Source organism: Synechococcus sp. Minos11 (assembly GCF_014279855.1).
Classification (GTDB): domain Bacteria; phylum Cyanobacteriota; class Cyanobacteriia; order PCC-6307; family Cyanobiaceae; genus RCC307.
In genome coordinates this window covers 2,170,331-2,187,603 of record NZ_CP047953.1, presented here as the reverse complement: position 1 = coordinate 2,187,603, position 17,273 = coordinate 2,170,331, and the positions used below count along the sequence as shown (strand labels likewise).

21 protein-coding genes and 1 tRNA gene are annotated in these 17,273 nt (G+C 62.9%); 10 read left to right on the top strand and 12 right to left on the bottom strand.

Features of this window, described 5'->3' with window-relative positions; genetic code table 11:
• Nucleotides 1-28 precede the first annotated feature (28 nt).
• Entirely contained in the window at nt 29-658 is a 630-nt protein-coding gene (locus tag SynMINOS11_RS12275; protein ID WP_255445417.1) for a carbonic anhydrase, read from the top strand.
• On the opposite strand, the gene mazG is transcribed toward SynMINOS11_RS12275, so the two are convergent.
• Both mazG and SynMINOS11_RS12265 read right to left on the bottom strand, forming a co-directional pair.
• Nucleotides 635-1,438: a nucleoside triphosphate pyrophosphohydrolase gene (mazG, locus tag SynMINOS11_RS12270; protein ID WP_186548841.1), complete on the bottom strand. Its 804-nt coding sequence runs from the start codon at nt 1,436-1,438 to the stop codon at nt 635-637. The genes SynMINOS11_RS12275 and mazG overlap by 24 nt on opposite strands.
• The gene (locus SynMINOS11_RS12265) at nt 1,435-1,851 is read right to left on the bottom strand and encodes a metal-binding protein (RefSeq protein WP_370586205.1); all 417 of its coding nucleotides are present in this window, start codon (nt 1,849-1,851) and stop codon (nt 1,435-1,437) included. Before SynMINOS11_RS12265 ends, mazG begins: the two co-directional genes overlap by 4 nt.
• A 125-nt stretch (nt 1,852-1,976) precedes the next feature.
• Here SynMINOS11_RS12265 and SynMINOS11_RS12260 point away from each other — a divergent pair.
• A tRNA-Val gene (locus tag SynMINOS11_RS12260) sits at nt 1,977-2,048 on the top strand.
• A 336-nt stretch (nt 2,049-2,384) separates the two neighbouring features.
• Here SynMINOS11_RS12260 and SynMINOS11_RS12255 read toward each other — a convergent pair.
• Nucleotides 2,385-2,768 (bottom strand): hypothetical protein, encoded by a 384-nt coding sequence (locus SynMINOS11_RS12255; RefSeq protein ID WP_186548839.1) that lies wholly within the window; start codon nt 2,766-2,768, stop codon nt 2,385-2,387.
• Between the two features lie 11 nt (nt 2,769-2,779).
• Nucleotides 2,780-3,124 (bottom strand): hypothetical protein, encoded by a 345-nt coding sequence (locus SynMINOS11_RS12250; RefSeq protein WP_186548837.1) that lies wholly within the window; start codon nt 3,122-3,124, stop codon nt 2,780-2,782.
• Between the two features lie 105 nt (nt 3,125-3,229).
• On the opposite strand from SynMINOS11_RS12250, the gene SynMINOS11_RS12245 reads away from it, so the two are divergent.
• A complete protein-coding gene (locus tag SynMINOS11_RS12245) occupies nt 3,230-4,006 on the top strand; it encodes a dienelactone hydrolase family protein (protein WP_186548835.1) in 777 nt (258 codons plus the stop codon).
• Here SynMINOS11_RS12245 and SynMINOS11_RS12240 read toward each other — a convergent pair.
• Nucleotides 3,955-4,215: a hypothetical protein gene (locus tag SynMINOS11_RS12240; protein ID WP_011936832.1), complete on the bottom strand. Its 261-nt coding sequence runs from the start codon at nt 4,213-4,215 to the stop codon at nt 3,955-3,957. The genes SynMINOS11_RS12245 and SynMINOS11_RS12240 overlap by 52 nt on opposite strands.
• A 19-nt stretch (nt 4,216-4,234) precedes the next feature.
• Nucleotides 4,235-4,912, bottom strand: coding sequence for a helix-turn-helix transcriptional regulator (locus tag SynMINOS11_RS12235; RefSeq protein ID WP_186548833.1), 678 nt, complete (start codon nt 4,910-4,912; stop codon nt 4,235-4,237).
• 56 nt (nt 4,913-4,968) lie between these two features.
• Between SynMINOS11_RS12235 and SynMINOS11_RS12230 the strand changes: the two genes are divergently transcribed.
• Nucleotides 4,969-5,427: a protein phosphatase gene (locus SynMINOS11_RS12230; RefSeq protein WP_186548831.1), complete on the top strand. Its 459-nt coding sequence runs from the start codon at nt 4,969-4,971 to the stop codon at nt 5,425-5,427.
• 42 nt (nt 5,428-5,469) lie between these two features.
• Complete coding sequence (locus SynMINOS11_RS12225) at nt 5,470-8,199, top strand: valine--tRNA ligase (RefSeq protein ID WP_186548829.1); 2,730 nt, start codon at nt 5,470-5,472, stop codon at nt 8,197-8,199.
• Here SynMINOS11_RS12225 and SynMINOS11_RS12220 read toward each other — a convergent pair whose 3' ends face one another.
• A complete protein-coding gene (locus SynMINOS11_RS12220) occupies nt 8,200-9,282 on the bottom strand; it encodes a mechanosensitive ion channel family protein (RefSeq protein ID WP_186548827.1) in 1,083 nt (360 codons plus the stop codon). It abuts the gene before it with no gap.
• A gap of 150 nt (nt 9,283-9,432) precedes the next feature.
• Between SynMINOS11_RS12220 and SynMINOS11_RS12215 the strand changes: the two genes are divergently transcribed.
• A complete protein-coding gene (locus SynMINOS11_RS12215; RefSeq protein WP_186550879.1) occupies nt 9,433-10,059 on the top strand; it encodes a TVP38/TMEM64 family protein in 627 nt (208 codons plus the stop codon).
• A 28-nt stretch (nt 10,060-10,087) separates the two neighbouring features.
• Here SynMINOS11_RS12215 and SynMINOS11_RS12210 read toward each other — a convergent pair whose 3' ends face one another.
• Genes SynMINOS11_RS12210 through SynMINOS11_RS12200 form a run of 3 tightly spaced genes read right to left on the bottom strand, consistent with a single transcriptional unit; the run spans nt 10,088 to nt 12,710 of the window.
• Complete coding sequence (locus tag SynMINOS11_RS12210) at nt 10,088-10,252, bottom strand: hypothetical protein (protein WP_186548825.1); 165 nt, start codon at nt 10,250-10,252, stop codon at nt 10,088-10,090.
• Complete coding sequence (ligA, locus tag SynMINOS11_RS12205; RefSeq protein WP_186548823.1) at nt 10,249-12,279, bottom strand: NAD-dependent DNA ligase LigA; 2,031 nt, start codon at nt 12,277-12,279, stop codon at nt 10,249-10,251. The genes SynMINOS11_RS12210 and ligA overlap by 4 nt, the downstream gene beginning before the upstream one ends.
• Before the next feature lie 11 nt (nt 12,280-12,290).
• On the bottom strand, nt 12,291-12,710 hold the full coding sequence (locus SynMINOS11_RS12200; protein ID WP_043738467.1) for a hypothetical protein: 420 nt from the start codon (nt 12,708-12,710) through the stop codon (nt 12,291-12,293).
• A gap of 81 nt (nt 12,711-12,791) precedes the next feature.
• Between SynMINOS11_RS12200 and SynMINOS11_RS12195 the strand changes: the two genes are divergently transcribed.
• The 3 genes from SynMINOS11_RS12195 (at nt 12,792) to SynMINOS11_RS12185 (ending at nt 14,417) form a co-directional block, all read left to right on the top strand.
• Nucleotides 12,792-13,331, top strand: a complete 540-nt coding sequence (locus tag SynMINOS11_RS12195) for a SprT family zinc-dependent metalloprotease (RefSeq protein WP_186548821.1) — start codon at nt 12,792-12,794, stop codon at nt 13,329-13,331.
• Nucleotides 13,332-13,445: 114 nt separating this feature from the next.
• Nucleotides 13,446-13,835: a hypothetical protein gene (locus SynMINOS11_RS12190; RefSeq protein ID WP_186548819.1), complete on the top strand. Its 390-nt coding sequence runs from the start codon at nt 13,446-13,448 to the stop codon at nt 13,833-13,835.
• A 60-nt stretch (nt 13,836-13,895) separates the two neighbouring features.
• Complete coding sequence (locus SynMINOS11_RS12185) at nt 13,896-14,417, top strand: DUF1269 domain-containing protein (RefSeq protein WP_186548818.1); 522 nt, start codon at nt 13,896-13,898, stop codon at nt 14,415-14,417.
• Here the strand turns inward: SynMINOS11_RS12185 and SynMINOS11_RS12180 are convergent.
• Nucleotides 14,410-16,515: a PhoX family protein gene (locus tag SynMINOS11_RS12180; RefSeq protein WP_186548816.1), complete on the bottom strand. Its 2,106-nt coding sequence runs from the start codon at nt 16,513-16,515 to the stop codon at nt 14,410-14,412. The two genes, SynMINOS11_RS12185 and SynMINOS11_RS12180, sit on opposite strands and share 8 nt — an antisense overlap.
• Nucleotides 16,516-16,633: 118 nt before the next feature.
• Here SynMINOS11_RS12180 and SynMINOS11_RS12175 point away from each other — a divergent pair, with 118 nt between their 5' ends.
• The gene (locus SynMINOS11_RS12175) at nt 16,634-16,849 is read left to right on the top strand and encodes a hypothetical protein (protein ID WP_186548814.1); all 216 of its coding nucleotides are present in this window, start codon (nt 16,634-16,636) and stop codon (nt 16,847-16,849) included.
• Here SynMINOS11_RS12175 and SynMINOS11_RS12170 read toward each other — a convergent pair.
• Nucleotides 16,800-17,264, bottom strand: coding sequence for a hypothetical protein (locus tag SynMINOS11_RS12170; RefSeq protein ID WP_011936814.1), 465 nt, complete (start codon nt 17,262-17,264; stop codon nt 16,800-16,802). The two genes, SynMINOS11_RS12175 and SynMINOS11_RS12170, sit on opposite strands and share 50 nt — an antisense overlap.
• Nucleotides 17,265-17,273 lie beyond the last annotated feature (9 nt).

Below are 17,273 nucleotides of genomic sequence, written 5' to 3'. Positions count from 1 at the left end.
GGTCGCCGGCGCTGCGGACCCTACGCTGATGGAGCGGCTGGCTGTGTGCAGCCCCCACGACGACCCTCTGCAGGCCTTGCAGGCGGGCAATGCCCGCTTCGCAGCGGCCTGGAGCCGGGCGGCCCAAGAGCAGGACCCGCAGCTGCGGATGACCTTGCTGCAGGCCTTGCTGGGGGAGCACTGCCAGGTGGATCCCAAGGCCCTGGCCAAAGGCCAGCACCCCTGGGCGGCCGTGCTCACCTGCGCCGATTCACGCATTCCAGTGGAGTGGATTTTTTGTGCTGGAGCTGGGGAATTATTTGGTGTGCGCAGTGCTGGCAACACCGCCTTCAACGAAGGGGTGGCCTCGCTGGAATATGCCGTTGAGCTGCTGCAGGTGCCGCTGATCCTGGTGATGGGCCACAGCGGCTGCGGTGCAGTCACGGCGGCTTTGGGCAAAGACCCGTTAACCCCCTTGTTGGAGGAGTTGGTGACGCCGATCCGTGCGGCTTTAGAACCGCGCGATGACCTGCCGCGAGGCATTCAGCACAACGCGGTTTATGCCGCTGCCCAGCTCTCTGAGCGCAGTGCGGTGTTGCAGCAGGCCGTTGCTGAAGGCCGGCTCAAGATTCAGCCGAGTTATTTCGATATCGCCTCAGGCGCCGTCACCTTGCTCTGAGCGCAGCTCAGCTTTGGCTTTCTGCCAGAGGCCTTCGAGTTCTTTGATGTTGCGGCCGGAGAGGTCACCACCCAGGGCGGCTTCCACCTTGGCGAAGCGCTGCAGGAAGCGCTGGTTGGTGCCGTTGAGGCCTTCTTGGGGGCTGAGTTCACACCAGCGCGCCACATTCACCAGGGTGAACATCAGATCGCCGAGCTCGCTTTCGGCGTGGGCTTGATCGCCGCTGGCCACCGCTTCTTTGAGCTCATCGAGCTCCTCGTGCACCTTCTCCCAGACCCCCTCCATCGAGTCCCACTCGAAGCCCGCTGCTGCCGCTTTGCAGGAGATCACCATGGCCCCAGCCAAGGGCCCTAAGCCGCGCACTTTGCGGCGTAGGCGATCACTGAGGCTGGCGTCGCTCTGGCCGCGGGCTGCTCGCTCCTCAGCTTTGATCTCATCCCAGCTGCGGGCTTCCCCGCCAAAGACATGGGGATGGCGCCGCACCAACTTGGCGCTGATGCCGTCAGCGATCTGGGCCAAATCAAAGGCCTGACGCTCGGCAGCGATCTGGGCATGCAGCACCACCTGCAGCAGCAGATCACCGAGTTCATCGCCGAGCTCTGTGTCATCTCCCGAGCGCAGGGCATCGGCCACCTCGTGGGCCTCCTCCAGCACGTAGGGCAGCAGGGATTGGTGGGTTTGCGCCAGATCCCATGGGCAACCGCCCTCGGGGTTGCGCAGTTGGGCCACCACGGCCATCAGCTTCTCGATGGCGGCGCTGCTGGTAGAGGGATCAGTCACCGGCGCAACGGGGGTGGCATCGGGTCGCCATCCTGCAGCAGATGCAGCCAGGCGCTGGCTTCAATCGCCACTAGGGCTGTGATCAGTTGCTGTGGATAAGCCCGCCACAGCGTTTCGATTTGTTGGATGCCCCACAGCGGCCCTGGCCCGCCGATGGCTTGTAGCCCAACCAGGGCCAGCAGCAGCCAGCCCAGCAGCAGCAGCAGCCGGCAAGCGCTACCCAGCAGTGGGGTGTGGGACATCCAGCCGCGATGGCGCACCAGGCGGCGGTAGGGCCACCAAAGCACCGCTAGCCAGCCCCAACGTTTGCTGGGGCGGCTGAGGGTGTCGAGATCCGGTGAGAGCCACAGCCCACCAACCAGAAAAGCCAGCCCGGCCGTGAGCCCGGTGGGCCAACCCAGCAGGAGTGCAATGACCAGCCCCAGCAGCCAGCTGATGGCCCAGGTGGCTTGATCGTGGCGGCGGCCGCTGGCCAGGTTGCGGTGTTCCAGCTGAGCTCAGGATCCAGGCTCAAGCCACTTGGCACAATGGTCAAACCGCCCGGTTAGCTCAGCGGTAGAGCGCCTCTCTTACAAAGAGGATGTCGCTGGTTCGAACCCGGCACCGGGCATGGTTCTCAGGCAATGTTCAGCCCATTCATGGCTGCCCTTTCATTGCGCCGGGCTTGCCGGAGCGAAGGTCGATCTAGGTGCTCTATCGACCCATGCATGGCGAGTTCATTGCCTTAATCGCGGTTGTCCTGGCGCTGATGCCGTTGGGAGCTCCCGCATTGGCACAGCACAACTCTGCGGCATCCCAGGCGCGAAGTGTCAGCTGGCTTCTGAATCGCATGCAGTCGCCCCAATACAGCGACTGGCGAACGTCGATGGAGCAACCAAGCTCCAAATTTCGCTCGCATTACTGCATGGATTGCTCGATGGATCAGCGCTGGCGCTGATCCATCTCCTCAGATGTGGGAGTGAGGATCGGCGTTGGGGTTCAGCACAAAAGAGCCCTTACCAGTGTTTTGGTATTCAGCGGCGAAGGCTTTGAGCCGTTCTTTGGATGCGGGGTTGGGATCACCCCAACAGCGGCACGACACCTTGCTGCAGCAATCAATCAGCTCCCCCAGTGGTTTGCTGGCGGCAGGGTCATCGAGGTGGGAGGCGAAGGTGTCGTCGTTGGCATAGATCTCCACCCATTCGCTCAGATTCGGCTCGGGGTAATCGGCGTGGTAACAGATCACTCCGGGGTGATGGGGCATCACCTCGGCCAGTGCTTTCTCGCTTTGGCAGAACTGGTTGTGTAGGCCCGGCTTGATCTCCCAGCGGACCTTGAGCAGAAAAGCCATGGGTGTTGCTCCTATTGGGGGGCGCCGTTGTAGATGACCTCTTTGACCTGGTTGCCTTCTGGGCCGATCAAGATTTTGGTTTGCACGGAGGCTGGCTGCTGATTCACTTCCCAGCCAGGTGCTCCACCCAGGAAGTTGAACAGGTAGCCATCGGCACTCTCATTGACGAGGCAGTTGCCGCCGCCTGAGCGGTGCATGCAATTGGCGGTGAAGTATTTGCTGAGTCCGCCATTGATGCGTTCAGCCTCCATGCGAGCCAAATTGGCTGCTCGCACTTGGCTGGGGGGAACTTGTGCCAGAGCCGAACCTGCAGTGGCAACAACGAGAAGAGCTGCACTGGTCAACGCTTTGAACATGGCTCAAACAGCAATACCTGTTGCTCTTAGCTACCGCTTGGGCTGGTCAATGCCTGACGCCTAAATGGATTGTTTTTAGGGTTCTGATATCTCGTTACCAGAGCTGTGCAGATCACCCAGCAGCAGCAGGGGTTGATGGTGGATGGCTCGCTGATGCGGCTCCATGTCGCCCAGCCCAAGCCTGAAGGCCGCTATCCGGGGGTGGTGTTCTTCTCCGACATCTACCAACTCGGTGAGCCGATGCTGCGCTTGGCAAACCGTTTGGCTGGATACGGCTACGTCGTGGCGGCACCGGAGATCTTTCACCGACTTGAGCGCCCCGGCACGGTGATGGAACCCGGTGGTGTGGGCCGCCTGCGCGGCAATGCCGATGCCAAAGCAACGCCGGTTTCCGCTTACGACGCTGATGCTGGTGCCGTACTCGATTGGCTCAGTGAGCAATCCAGTGTTGATGGGCAGCAGTTGGCGAGCTTTGGTTTTTGCCTGGGGGGCCATCTAGCCCTGCGCGCAGCCTTAGATCAGCGCGTGAAGGCGGCTGTTTGTTGCTACCCCACTGGTTTGCAAGACGGGGTTCTCGGTGCTGATCGTGCCGACACCCTTGAGCGTTTGAACCAGATTCAAGCGGCGGTGTTCACCGTGTTCGGCAGCCTCGATCCCCACGTGCCACCTGAAGCGTTGCAGCAGGTGCTTGCCGCTTTTCAAGCCAGCGGGATCAACCACAGCAGCAGGCTGTTTGAGGCCGATCACACGTTCATGCGGGATGACGGGCCCCGCTGGGACCCTCAAGCTGCCGATGAGGCCTGGTTAGCTGCGATGCGGTTCCTGGTTGATCAGCTCTCGGGGAACAGCAGGTTGGTCAGCTCGTCGGCGTCCACGTCGTAAGCCAAGGCCAGGGTGCTCTCCACGGTGGATGTCACTTCCGCCGGCAGGAAACGCAGGGCGTTCATGGCGTCTTCTGAGATCTCATCGGTGGCGAGCTTTTCGCCCTCGGGATTGAGCTTTTCGTCGTTGAGGACCGCCAGCACCCAGGTCTGATAGGCGAACAGCAAATCGGACAGCTCGAGATCGGGATCGTTGAGGTCGAGGGCCATGGGAAGGCGTGTAACAGCATCAGTCTGCCTGCAGCAGGCCCAGCTGCTGGCCTTTGCGGATCGCGAGGTGGCGGCTGGGCACCTCCAACTTCTCGTAGAGCTCCCGCACATATCCCTTCAAGGTGCTGTGGGCCACGCCCAGCTCCTGGGCCAGATCAGCCAGGGAGTGCTGGCTTTGCAGGCCCTCAAGCACCTGCTGTTGCCTTGGCGATAGGTGCGGATGGCGCTGGGCATTCACCCGTTTCAAGGCTGGATCGATGAAGCAGGTGCCGTCGTCTTGCAGGTGCTCCAAGGCCTGCAACAGCACGCCACGGCCCAATTGCTCGCTGCTGCAGGCAGCATCCACGCCCAAGCTCAGCATTTGCCGCCAAGGGAAGTGCTGTGGCCGGCTGACGATCAACAGCGTCTGCAAACTCGGTTGCATCTGCTTGCAGTGGCTCACCAGGTTGAGCCCGGATCCCTGTTGCAGCTGGTCGTGGCTGATCAGCAGGTGCGGGCGGCGCTGCTGCACGTGCCGGCGGGCTTCCGCTTCGGTGGTGCAGGCCGCCACCACATCAGCGCCGCCTTGCAGCGCTGTGGACTGGCTCACCAGCAGCGGCCAGCTTTGGCTGCAGAGCACCACCCGCTGCCCTGCGAGGAGGGCTTGCCCCCTCTGGCGCCGTTCCCGCAGCATCCCCAGTTGGGTGGTGCAGTCCATGGCCGGCGCGCGTCTGATCTGCTGGTAGGAGAGATGGATTGTGGTGCGGTTAGCCAGTGGCGGAAGCGCAGTCCAACAACGATTTGCAGGGGGCATTGCTGCACTTTGCGGTGCAGGAATTGGTGCGCCATCAGCGTGAGGAGTTCCCGCCGCTATGGACCCGGGAGAGCTGGGCCAAGTTTTTGATCTGGTTGGCGCTGCAGTGCGGCGCGGGCGTGCAACAGCAGGAATTGGAAGCCTTTGCCCATGCCTTGGGGCCGGTGTTGACCGGCCGTTTGCGGCGTTTGTTTTTTGAGCGCGAATTGAGTGATCTCGATCTCAAAGTGATGGCGGATCCGGCTGAAGCCCAGGTGCTCGTGATGCCGCTGGGCCCAGCGCGGCCTTTGGCTAAAGCTGATGTGCGAGCTGCTCTCGAGCAGGTCCAGCTCACTGAGCTGGTGGTGGTTGATCCCGGCAGCTGGCAGCAACTGGATGCGTTGGTGGCGATTCCGTGGCGCGCCGCCCCAGAAGCCTGAGCTGCCTTTTGCGAGCATGGCCGCTTCGCGCGCGCCGCTGCAGTGATCGAACTGGCCAAGACCTACGACCCCCAGGCCACTGAGGCGCGCTGGCAACAGGCCTGGGAATCTTCAGGGGCGTTTCACCCAGATCCTGAGGCGCCTGGCGAACCGTTTTCGCTGGTGACGCCGCCACCGAACGTGACCGGCAGCCTGCACATGGGCCATGCGTTCAACACGGCGCTGATCGACACGATCGTTCGTTTTCAGCGGATGCAGGGCAAAAACGTGCTCTGCCTGCCTGGCACCGACCACGCCTCGATTGCGGTTCAGACAATCCTGGAAAAACAGCTCAAGGCTGAGGGCAGCAGCAAAGAGGAGCTGGGCCGTGAGGGATTTTTAGAGCGCTGCTGGGCCTGGAAGGGCGAAAGCGGCGGGCGCATCGTCAGCCAGTTGCGGCGTCTTGGTTTCTCGGTGGATTGGCAGCGCGAGCGATTCACCCTTGATGCCGGCTGCAGCCAGGCCGTGATCGAAGCCTTCGTCAACCTGCATGAGCAAGGCCTGATTTACCGGGGCGAATACCTGGTGAATTGGTGCCCGGCTTCCGGTTCAGCGGTGAGTGATTTGGAGGTGGAGATGAAAGAGGTGGATGGTCACCTCTGGCATTTCCGCTACCCCCTCAGCGATGGCAGTGGCCATCTTGAAGTCGCCACAACGCGCCCCGAAACGATGCTGGGCGACACGGGCGTGGCGGTGAACCCCAGCGATGGGCGCTACAGCGCCCTGGTGGGTCAAACCCTCACACTGCCGTTGGTGGGGCGCCAGATTCCGATCGTGGCCGATGAGCACGTTGATGCTGAGTTCGGCACCGGGTGCGTCAAGGTGACGCCCGCCCATGACCCCAACGACTTCGCTATTGGCCAGCGCCATGGTTTGCCGTTGATCACGGTGATGGCCAAGGACGGCAGCATGAACAGTGAAGCCGGCCGCTTTGCCGGTTTGGATCGCTTTGAAGCGCGCAAAGCCGTGGTGGCGGCCATGGAAGAGCAGGGCTTGCTGGTGAAGGTGGAGCCCCACCGCCACAGCGTTCCCTATTCCGATCGCGGCAAGGTGCCAGTGGAGCCGTTGCTCTCCACCCAGTGGTTTGTCAAAGCCGAGCCGTTAGCGGCCCGTTGCCGGGAGGCGCTCGATCAGGCCAAGCCGCAGTTTGTGCCGGAGCGTTGGAGCAAGGTCTACCGCGATTGGCTCACCGACATTCGCGATTGGTGCATCAGCCGCCAGCTGTGGTGGGGCCATCGCATCCCGGCCTGGTTTGTGATCAGCGAAAGCGGTGGCCGCTATACCGACACCACGCCCTATGTGGTGGCGCGCAATGAAGCTGAGGCGCTGGAGAAAGCGCGCGCCCAGTTCGGCGCTGAGGCGCAGATTGAGCAGGACGAAGACGCCCTCGATACTTGGTTTTCCAGCGGCCTGTGGCCCTTCTCGACCCTGGGTTGGCCTGACCAGAACGCGGCTGACCTGCAGCGTTGGTATCCCACCAGCTTGCTTGTGACGGGCTTCGACATCATCTTTTTCTGGGTGGCCCGGATGACGATGATGGCCGGCGCGTTCACCGGCGAGACGCCGTTTGCCGACGTCTATATCCATGGGTTGGTGCGCGATGAAAACAACCGCAAGATGAGCAAATCAGCGGGCAATGGCATTGATCCATTGCTGCTGATTGACCGCTACGGCGCTGATGCCCTGCGCTTTGCCCTGGTGCGCGAAGTGGCTGGGGCCGGACAAGACATTCGCCTGGATTACGACCGCAAGAGCGATACCTCCGGCACGGTCGAGGCCTCCCGTAACTTCGCCAACAAGCTCTGGAACGCCACACGCTTTGCCCTGATGAATTTGGGCGGCAAGACCCCAGAGAGCCTTGGTAAGCCGGACCCTGCGGCGCTGCAGTTGGCCGATCGGTGGATCCTCTCCCGCTTGGCCCGCGTCAACCGCGAGACGGCAGCCCGCTACAGAAGCTATGGCTTGGGGGAAGCAGCCAAAGGCCTCTATGAGTTCGCCTGGAACGAGGTTTGCGATTGGTATCTGGAGCTCAGCAAGCGGCGGCTCAACCCTGGTGAGAACCCCAGCGCTGAGGCCTTGGCTGATCAGCGCACTGCCCGTCAGGTGCTGGCCCAGGTGATGGAGGAGTTGCAGCGGATGTTGCACCCGCTGATGCCCCACCTCAGCGAAGAGCTCTGGCATGCCCTCACCGGCGCTGATGACGCCACCTATCTGGCGCTGCAGAGCTGGCCTGAGCTGGATGAGGCCGCCCTCGATGAGGCCCTGGAGCGTTCCTTCAGCGAGCTGTTTGAAGCCATTCGCGTGGTGCGCAACCTGCGCGCTGTGGCGGGGTTAAAGCCCTCGCAAGCCGCACCGGTGCGGTTCATCACCATGCGTTCTGATTTGGCCGAAAGCCTGTGGCGCGCCAGCGTTGATATTGCGGCACTCACCCGCGCTGAATCCGTTGAGGTGCTGGCGGATGCCCCGGCTGGCCGCGCTTTAGCAGGCGTCAGTGGTGAGCTGCAGGTGCTGCTGCCCATCGATGGCCTGGTGGATCTTGAGGCCCTCAAGGGCCGCCTGTCGAAAGACCTCTCCAAGGCGGAGAAGGAGATCGCTGGGCTGCAGAAGCGCCTCGACAACCCCAACTTCGCCGATAAGGCCCCAGCCGCCGTGGTGGCTGAGTGCCGCGCCAACTTGGCCGAGGCTGAAACCCAAGCCCAGCTGGCCCGCCAGCGCTTGGCTGATCTGAGCTGATTAGGCCACGTTGAGCTTGCGGATCGCGTTCTCCTCAGGCAGCTGGGGCGCTGGGTAGAAGGTGGTGGCGGGGAAGGCGAAATCAGCGCCTGCGCCTTTGACGATCTGGGCAATATCGAGGAACACCTGCTGCTGCACATCAAGCCACTCTTTCCACACCGTGGTGTGGGTGAAGCAGTAGATCATCACGTTCACCGACGAGCTATCCCACTCGTTGAAGTTCACCAGGATCGTCTGGTTCTGGTCGATCTTGGGATGGTTTTCCAGCATCGAGCGGATCTGCTCGGTGACGGTTTGGACCCGGGTGATGTCTTCGTAGCGAAGGCTCAGGCTGGTTTTGATGCGGCGGTTGTACATCTGCCCCGGGTTCTCAATCGGGTTGGTGGCAAACACTGCATTGGGGATGTACAGCGGGCGGCGGTCAAAGGTGCGCAAACGGGTGTGGTACCAACCGATGCTTTCAACGGTTCCCTCCAGGCCGGTGGTGCTGATCCAATCGCCTTCTTTAAAAGGGCGATTGAAAAACAACATGAATCCGGAGAGGAAGTTTTGGGAGATGTGTTGGGTGCCAAAGCCGATGCCGATGCCCGCGCCGCCCAGCAGCGTGGCGACAGCGGTGGTGGACACACCGAAGGTGACCATCAGCGCAGCGCTGGCTACCACCAGCACGCCGATCACATAGAGCCGGTCCAAGAGGCTGATCAACATCGCCTCGTCTTTTGGATCTTCAACCTTCAGCCACTCTTCAAAGCTGCGGGAGCGCAGCACGGCATGGCCCAGGCGAATCGTTGCCCAGCTGATGGCCACGATCATCAAGCTGGCCGACAGCCGCGCACTGGCCAGGCCATTGAGTTTGCTGGTGGCCGGCTCCAGCAGTTGGGTGATCCAGCCGGCGTAGAGCGCAGCAGCTAGGCCCAGGGTGAGCGGGCGCTTCACCGTGCGGGAGACCAGCGCACCCACCCGGCGGCCGCGGCGTTCCAGCAGCGTGAGGGCGACCCACAGCACCACCAAGCCAGCGGTGCCGATCAGCACACCCTGGTTGCTGTGTAAGAGATCGAGTTCGCCAAAGAGCGGCTGCGACATCCAGCGGGATTCGGTTACGGCCAGCCAGTCTCAACAATCTTATTGATTAATGCAAGTTAATTCCGGATGTCCTATCCACTCGGCTGGTCAACGCGCCTGACGGCAGAACCGGTCACCATGGCGGGATCCTTTTTGTTGGCGGTTCTGGCCATGGCCGAGCTGACCCCCGCTCTGGACACGGTTTTGGAGCTGCTGCGCAGCCCCCTGGGGGCTGTGTTGTTCGTGCCGCTTTATGCCCTGTGGGTAACGCTGTTGCTCCCTGGGGTGTGGGCGTCGATGTTGGCCGGAGTGCTCTATGGCACCTGGGGCGGCAGCGCTTTGGTGTTTTTAGGGGCCTGCTTGGGTGCGGTGGCAACGTTTTTGCTGGGCCGCCATTGGTTGCATGACTGGGCTAGCCAACGGCTGGCCAGCTGGCCGCGGCTCCAGGCGATCGAAACGGCCGTTAGCCGTGAAGGGTTGCGGCTGGTGCTGCTCACACGGCTCTCCCCGGCTTTCCCCTTCAGCCTGCTCAACCTGGCCTATGGCCTCAGTGCCGTGTCGCTGCGCGACTACAGCATTGGCTTGATCGGCATTCTTCCGGGCACGGTGCTGTTCTGCGCCCTGGGTGCGCTCGCAGGCGATGTGGCCCGTTTTGGTGAGGTGCTCTCCGGGGAAGCGGATGGCTTCACCTGGGCTTTGCGCATTGTTGGTGTGCTGGCCACCTTGGCCGTGGTGTGGCTGGTGGGCCGGGCAGCGCAGCGGGCTTTGCAGAGTGATGGCCCCAACGCAGATGGCTAAGCAGCAAGCGGCCTGCCAGTCAGATCACTCAGGCTTGATCAGTGCTCTTGAGGGGTAGATCGCGCAGTGCTGCAATCAGCACAAACCAGCCCAGCCGCAATTTGGAGGCAAACCCTTGCCGGCTTGCCAACTCGGCGTATTTGGCACGGCCGCAGTCGGTTTTGATCCAGCGGTGAATGGCAGAGCGGCTCATGGGTTGATCAGGTCTTGCAATGCCGACTCGTCGATGATGGCAACACCGAGTTTTTCGGCTTTTTGCAATTTGCTGCCCGCTTCGCTGCCGGCCACCACGTAGTTGGTTTTTTTACTGACGGAGCCCGTCACCTTGCCGCCTGCGGCTTCGATCAAAGCTTGTGCCTCAAGGCGGCTGAGGTTGGGCAGCGTGCCGGTGAGCACCAGGGTTTGACCCGTTAGAGCGCCGATGGCACCAGCAGCCTCTGCACTGTTGTCGTCGCTGGCTAGCGGCAGTTCTAGGGCTGCGAGCTCAGCCATCAAGCTTTGATTGGCCTCGGTGCTGCACCACTGCTGCATGGATTGGCTGATCTCGGGGCCAATGCCATAGAGCTCGTTCAGCGCTTCTTCGCTGGCGCTTTGCAGCGCCTCCCAGCTGGGGAAGGCGGCGGCCAATGTTTTGGCATTGACGCTGCCGATGTGGTGGATGCCGAGGGCATAGAGCAACCGGTGCCATGGCCGTTGGCGTGAGGCGGCAAGCGCTTCAATCAAGTTGCTGGCTGATTGCTCACCCATGCGCTCGAGACTGGCTAGCAGGGCGGCATCGAGTCGGTAGAGATCGGCGATGGAGCGCACCAAGCCGCGGTCGACGAGCTGTTCAATCAATTTGCCTCCCAAGCCATCGACATCCATCGCCTGACGGCTCACCCAATGGCGAAGAGCACCGCGAAGGATGGCCGGGCAGCTGCTGTTCACGCAGCGGGTGGCGGCTTCTCCGCTCTCACGCACCAGCAATGAACCGCATTCCGGGCAGTGGCTGGGTAGCTCTAGCCGTTCGGCTCCCTCGGGCCGCAGTTCAGGCAGCACCCGCAGCACTTCCGGGATGATCTCGCCGGCTTTGCGCACCACAATCGTGTCGCTGCTGTGGAGATCCAGCTCCTCGAGCCGATCAGCGTTGTGCAAGGTGGCGCGGCTGACGCTGGTGCCCGCGAGCGGCACCGCTTCAAATTCCGCCACGGGAGTCACCACCCCGGTGCGGCCCACCTGGGCTACCAGGCGCAGGAGCCGGCTGGGGGCTTCTTCGGCGGCGTATTTCAGGGCGATGGCCCAGCGCGGCGCCTTTTGCGTGAAGCCCGCGAGCTGCTGACGCTCGAGCGCATCGAGCTTCACCACCACTCCATCGGTGGCGTAGGGCAACTGATGGCGCTGCTCCTCCCAGCGGTCATAGAAGGCCACCACGCCATCGGCTCCGCTGGCGCGTTCGCGGTGGGGATTGACGCGGAAGCCCGCAGTTTCCAGCCATTGCAGAGCATCCCATTGGCTCTTGGGCCCCATTGCATCGGCTGGCAGGTGCACCGTGTAAGCGAAGAAGTCCAGCCGTCGGGCGGCCACCACCTTGGGGTCGAGCTGCCGCAGGGTGCCCGCGCAGGCATTGCGCGGATTGGCAAAGAGGGCTTCCCCGCGCTGCTGGCGCTCGGCGTTGATGGCCTCAAAAGTGTCGTCGGGGATGAAGGCCTCGCCGCGCACTTCCACCCAGGCCGGTGGCTGCTTGAGCTGCAATCGCAGCGGCACCGCTTGGATGGTGCGCACGTTGGCGGTGATCTCCTCACCGCGGCTGCCATCTCCGCGGGTGGCGGCGCGCACCAGCACCCCATCGGCGTAGCTCAAGGCCAAGGCATTGCCATCGATCTTGAGCTCGCAGACGTACTCGCGCTGGCGCTCAGGGTTGTCCTCCAGCTGGCGCCCCAGGCGTCCATCCCAGGCCTGCAACTCTTCGGCGTTGAAGGCGTTATCAAGGCTGAGCATGCCGATGCGGTGCTCAACGCTGCTGAACCCCTCAGCTGGAGGGCCGCCCACCCGCTGGGTGGGACTGTCAGCGCTTAGTAGTTCGGGGTGTTGCTGCTCAAGGTCCAACAACTCCCGGTAGAGCCGGTCGTAGACGGCGTCTTCAAATTCAGGGGCATCCAGCACGTAATAGGCGTGGGCTGCCCGGTTCAGGAGCTGCCGCAGTTCGGCAGCCCGCAGCTGCTGCTGGGCGGTGAACGCCATGGCTTGCGGGCTCAGTCGCTGATAGGGCTAATGCGCTCAACGCGCCAGCTGTCCTCGGCTTTGACGAAGGTGAAGTCCAAGGGCAGCTCCTCGCCGCCTTCGCTTTTGAGCTTCACGGTCAGCATGATCTGACCCTCTTGGATGCGGGGGCGGCCGGAGCGCAGGTTGCGGTATTTGTTCAGCTTGAGCCCGGCCAGGAAGCGGATGAACTGCTGGCGGTTGACGTGTTGCCGGTAGGTCTTGGTGGTGAGCAGGTAGGCCCCATCGATTTGACCGGAGGCCACCTTGGTGAAGAACTGCTTGATCAGTGGGTTGATGCCCCGGGCGCTGATGACCAGGCGCACCGCGCTGACGGTCCAATAAAGAAGCAGCGCGCCGCCGCCAGCGAGCAGCAGCTTGGTGCCGAGATCACGGGCTAGTGACCAATCCATTTCCATGGCAGGGGCGGGGCATCAGCTGGGCTGGCACGAGTCTGCAGGACTGAGGCCACGATTGCGCGCACAATCGCTTCAATGCCCGTCGCGCCGCTACCGCCGCTGTTCCACCGGCTCGACCGGGAGCACTTTTCCGGTTGTCTGGGAGAGCTCGGGCGGCCAGCGCTGAAATTGCGTTGGAGTGATGGCCGCATGACCCGCACGGCCGGTCTTTATCGGCGGGGTCCAGGCATCTGCGAAATCGTCTTGTCTCGGCCGGTGCTCGCGCCGTTGCCCCCTGAGGCCACCCTCAGCACGCTCTGCCACGAAATGATCCATGCCTGGGTGGATCGGGTGCAGCGGGTTAAGGAGGTGCATGGCCCCCAATTCCGGACTCGCATGGCCCAGATCAATGGGGCCCAGCAGGAGTTTGAGGTGAGCCTGCGCCATAGCTATCCCTTGCCAGCGGTTGTGGCTGGCTGGATTGCTGTGTGTCCGGTCTGTGGACGCACGGCGGCCTACCGGCGCCGGCGCCAGGGGTTGGCCTGCCGGTCCTGCTGCGAGCAGCACAATGGCGGCCGCTGGGATGCGCGCTTTCTGCTGCGCTTTGAGCGGCCTCAGGAGGTGTGCAGTGGCTGAATTTCTGGCGGGCGTGGTGGTGAGCGGCTGGGTGATCAGCTGGCTGGGTCTGCGGCGTGAGGCGACCTTGCGGCCCCGCCTGCCTAAGGTGCCTCAACGGATGAATGGGTGATGGTGGATCGGTTCTTCGACGGTGGTCTGGAGGAGCGCCTCGAAGGTTGGATCGATCGCGGTCGCGAGTTTGTGGATGGTGTGGCTGCCAACGCAGCAGCCAGCAATCGGCCCCGTCCGAGCTTCTCTGGCACCTCCAGCAATTCGCGCCGGCGGCCCCTTGATGCCATCTCCAGGCGCGGTCAACGCCCAGCTCCTACTGAGCCGGTGCCGGGCTGGAATGATGCCGATAGCGAGTGGCCTGATGACGATGTCTTCAGCCTGCCCCGCTGGCAGCGCCCGGAACCGGCGCGTCAGCCTGCGCCTGATCCGTTAAACAGTGCGCCGCCGCGGCGCCAGCCCAGCAACCAGCGTCCGTTGCCCCGTTCGTCTCGGCGTCGCAGCCAGGGCTAGGTCTGTTCACGCGGGCTTAACCCAGCGGTCAAAGGCTCAAGGGACAACGCCGTGTTGCTCATGGGCCAACTGATCGTGCTCGGGTATCCCGATGCCGCCGAAGCAGAAGAAGTGCGCCGTGAGCTGGTGGGCTTGCAGCAAGACCATCTGATTGCCCTGGAAGATGCCGTGGTGGTGGTGCACCACAGCGAGGGCAAGGTGGAGCTGCGCCAAGCCCTCAACCTCACGGCCGCTGGTGCGGTCAGTGGTGGCTTTTGGGGCACGTTGGTGGGCTTGTTGTTCCTCAATCCCCTGGTGGGAGCAGCCGTCGGTGCCGGCGTGGGTGCTGCCTCAGGTGCCATGACCGATCTCGGCATCAATGACGGTTTCCTCAAGGAGGTGGGCGAAGCTCTCAAGCCCGGCAAGGCAGCACTGTGCTTGCTGGTCAAAGAGGCCACCACCGATCGGGTGATTGAGAAATTGCGCCGCCATGCCGGCCATACCCAACTGCTGCAGACCAACCTCAGCCACACCGATGAAGACCATCTCAAGGAGTTGCTGGATCAGGCCAAGCAGCAAGCTGAGGCGCTGCGGCTTAGCTGAGCAGCGCTTGGCCGTTGCGGCGGTGGATCACCACCACCCCGGGCTTGGGTAAGCCTCCGGTCGGCCAGTTGGAGCCCAGGGGAACCCAGCGCAATTGCTCCAGTGGTTCGCCATTGGTGAGTTTCAGCTGAAAGCTGCGCGCTTCTTCGGCGTTCTGCTCTCGTCTGCCGTGGCGCTCGCCAGGGTGCTGCACGGCTAAAAACAGCTGATCAGCTTGGGGAGTGAGGGCCAAGCCGGTGAGCTCGCATTCCATGGGTCCTGTGGCAAAGCAGAACGCCTCTCCTGCTTGGCTGCCGCTGGTGGGAATCACCCAGCAGCTGTTGTTGCCAAAGACGCCGCCATTTTGTTTGTCGTTGTTCTGGCTGCCGGTGCCGATATCGGTGACCATCCACAGCGCGCCTGTGGGATCCACCGCCAGGTTGTCGGGATTGGCAAACCCCAAACCACCATCTGCTGGCTCGCCACCGGTGGCCACCATCTGCCAGCGAAAGCTGTTCTCGCCCTGCTCGCTGAGGCGCATGATCCAACCCTCATTCCAGGGGCTTTGGCCTTGGGGACCGCGGAAGATCGCTGGATCGGGAGTGCCGTCGTTGCCGGGCATCCCTGAGGTGAAGGTCACCAGCAAATCCCCAGTCGCTGGGTCAAGAACCGTGTCTTCCGGCCGCGCTGTGGGGGTGATGCCAGCGGCATTGGCGGCCAGGTGGGCATCGATCAACAGAGCACCGAGTTGAGCCTCGCCTTTGCCTGCGTAGAGATCGCCCAGGGTTGAGTAGCGCTGGCGGTAGGCGGCAGTGGCAGCGGGGCTATCGAGGCTCTCGGCGCCGGCCCGCGTGCGGTCGCTGTGGGGCACCTTCACTGGGGCCGGCAGTGGGTTCACTGGGGTGTTGGCTGTGAGAGCCACCCAGCTGCCGGTGCCATCGGAGTTGAACACAGCTCCATAGAGGGTGCCGCTGTGAAACAGGCGGCTGTTGGCTGGATCACTGGGGTTGTTGACGATGCCATCGCTGAGGAACCGGTAGAGGTGGCCGCCGCGGCGATCGCAGCCGGAGTAGACGTGCAGCGGCTGCCCTGCGCGGGCTCGCACGGCCACAGCCTCATGGCGGAAGCGGCCGAGGGCGGTGTGTTTCGTTCCAGGGTCGCCGGGGTTGGCTGGATCGATCTCCACCATCCAGCCGTATTTGTTGCCAGCCAGGCCAAAGGGATTGCCCAACCCATAGAGCCGTTTGGCCTGACAGGTGAATGGCCGCGCTGACGGTGCCATTGCGCTGCCGTCGGCGTAGACATCTTCTGGCACTTGGCTTTGGAAGTTCTCTTCAGCGCTGAGCACCGTGCCCCAGGGGGTGGTGCCGCCGGCGCAGTTGGCGAAGGTGCCAATGATTCGATCGCCGAGGCCATCCTCGTAGCCCTGGCGTTGGGCGAGACGGAAGACGGCGCTGGCAGGACCGGTGGCGCGCAAGCGGCGCTCAGGATCATCGAGGCCAGCAAGGCCCGTGATGCGGCGGTCTTCTGGGCCGGGCTGCCGCTGCCAGCGGCCTTGGCCATCGCGTTTTAGGCGGATCACGCCGATGCCCTGATCGGCGAGGGCTTCTGCGGCAACGCTGTTGATGGCGGCTGTTACATCTGCAGCCGGTGCATCCGCCCAAACATCGCGCTTGCCGTTGCTGCCAGCGAGTGCCTGCACGACTTGTTCGTAAGGCAGGGCTGATCCGGTGACCTCAGCGAAGCCTTGGCTCCAGGGCAGCGGGCTGATGTATTCGAAATTGACGGTCAGTAGGGCGCTATTGGTGTCGAGTTGGCGAAAGGCCAGGAAGTCGTTGTTGAAGCCAAAGCGGCTGGAGCCAACGGGGTCGCCCCAGCTGGCGAGCAGTTGTTGGTCGTATCCCTCGGGCAGGCTGAGGGCATCGTTGATGCGCACCACCCGGTAGGCCTCGCGTTGCTGGCTGGGGGTTAATCCGTCGCTTGGTAAGGGCAACGGCGTGCGAACGGGTGCAAAGGGCAGCTGGGTTTGCTGCTGGCTGCAACCGGTTGTGGTGCTCAAGGCAACGCCGCCCACTCCAGCACCAAGCAACAGCAAAAACTGCCGTCGTTGCAGGGCCATGTCTGGGATGGTTGGGGATGGCCTTGAGCCTAAAGGGATTGGATCGTGAGCATTCCCCAAAGCAGTGGCGCGAAGGCCGAATCCTTGGCTAAAGAAAAATGAGACTCACTTAAGACTCATGGACCCTTCCGTGCTCGGCCTCTTGGCCATGGGCGTTGGGATGGCTGCCGCTGATCCCGCTCAGATCGCAGCAGCCCCTGATCCGGTTCTGATGCAGCCGATGGTGATCGAAGTGGCCAACCCCTGCGATCAGGGCGTTGAGTTCCTGCACGACTACGGCAGCTTCACGTTGCAGCAGTACGGCTACCAGAGCTGCCCTGTGCCACTGTTTTGAACTGACTGACCTGAAAGCCGCAGCCCAGCAATTGCAGCCGGGCATTGACGGCAGCCACTAGGTGCTTGGGCATGTCCTCAGCCATTTGCTCAGCTGAGGCGCTGATGGAGGGTGAACCTTCATCAAGGGCTGAGAGCAGATCGGCCCACTGGCTCACCAGCTGCTGTTCATCAATGGCGTGCAAGCCCAGGCTTTGCAGCAGCTCGGTGCAGCGCTCTTCATGCCAAAGCACGGAGCGGTTGGCATTTTGATCGGGGCGCCGGTAGGCGTAGCCGCCATCGAGGGCGACATCGCTGGGCAGTCCATCGTCATCGCGCATGCCAGCGGTGCTGAGCATGCGGCCGCAGCTCACCGCTGAGAGGCCAAAACGGCGTCCCAGGTCGGTGAGCGTGAGCCAATTGACTTGGGATTCCATAAAACCCTC

Excerpts from the sequence above, each read along its gene's own strand:
- SynMINOS11_RS12275 (WP_255445417.1), top strand. The coding sequence starts at position 29 with ATGGAGCGGCTGGCTGTGTGCAGCCCCCACGACGACCCTCTGCAGGCC.
- SynMINOS11_RS12255 (WP_186548839.1), bottom strand. The coding sequence starts at position 2,768 with ATGGCTTTTCTGCTCAAGGTCCGCTGGGAGATCAAGCCGGGCCTACAC.
- SynMINOS11_RS12250 (WP_186548837.1), bottom strand. The coding sequence starts at position 3,124 with ATGTTCAAAGCGTTGACCAGTGCAGCTCTTCTCGTTGTTGCCACTGCA.
- SynMINOS11_RS12240 (WP_011936832.1), bottom strand. The coding sequence starts at position 4,215 with ATGGCCCTCGACCTCAACGATCCCGATCTCGAGCTGTCCGATTTGCTG.
- SynMINOS11_RS12235 (WP_186548833.1), bottom strand. The coding sequence starts at position 4,912 with ATGGACTGCACCACCCAACTGGGGATGCTGCGGGAACGGCGCCAGAGG.
- SynMINOS11_RS12220 (WP_186548827.1), bottom strand. The coding sequence starts at position 9,282 with ATGTCGCAGCCGCTCTTTGGCGAACTCGATCTCTTACACAGCAACCAG.
- SynMINOS11_RS12215 (WP_186550879.1), top strand. The coding sequence starts at position 9,433 with ATGGCCGAGCTGACCCCCGCTCTGGACACGGTTTTGGAGCTGCTGCGC.
- SynMINOS11_RS12210 (WP_186548825.1), bottom strand. The coding sequence starts at position 10,252 with ATGAGCCGCTCTGCCATTCACCGCTGGATCAAAACCGACTGCGGCCGT.
- ligA (WP_186548823.1), bottom strand. The coding sequence starts at position 12,279 with ATGGCGTTCACCGCCCAGCAGCAGCTGCGGGCTGCCGAACTGCGGCAG.
- SynMINOS11_RS12200 (WP_043738467.1), bottom strand. The coding sequence starts at position 12,710 with ATGGATTGGTCACTAGCCCGTGATCTCGGCACCAAGCTGCTGCTCGCT.
- SynMINOS11_RS12195 (WP_186548821.1), top strand. The coding sequence starts at position 12,792 with ATGCCCGTCGCGCCGCTACCGCCGCTGTTCCACCGGCTCGACCGGGAG.
- SynMINOS11_RS12185 (WP_186548818.1), top strand. The coding sequence starts at position 13,896 with ATGGGCCAACTGATCGTGCTCGGGTATCCCGATGCCGCCGAAGCAGAA.
- SynMINOS11_RS12180 (WP_186548816.1), bottom strand. The coding sequence starts at position 16,515 with ATGGCCCTGCAACGACGGCAGTTTTTGCTGTTGCTTGGTGCTGGAGTG.
- SynMINOS11_RS12175 (WP_186548814.1), top strand. The coding sequence starts at position 16,634 with ATGGACCCTTCCGTGCTCGGCCTCTTGGCCATGGGCGTTGGGATGGCT.
- SynMINOS11_RS12170 (WP_011936814.1), bottom strand. The coding sequence starts at position 17,264 with ATGGAATCCCAAGTCAATTGGCTCACGCTCACCGACCTGGGACGCCGT.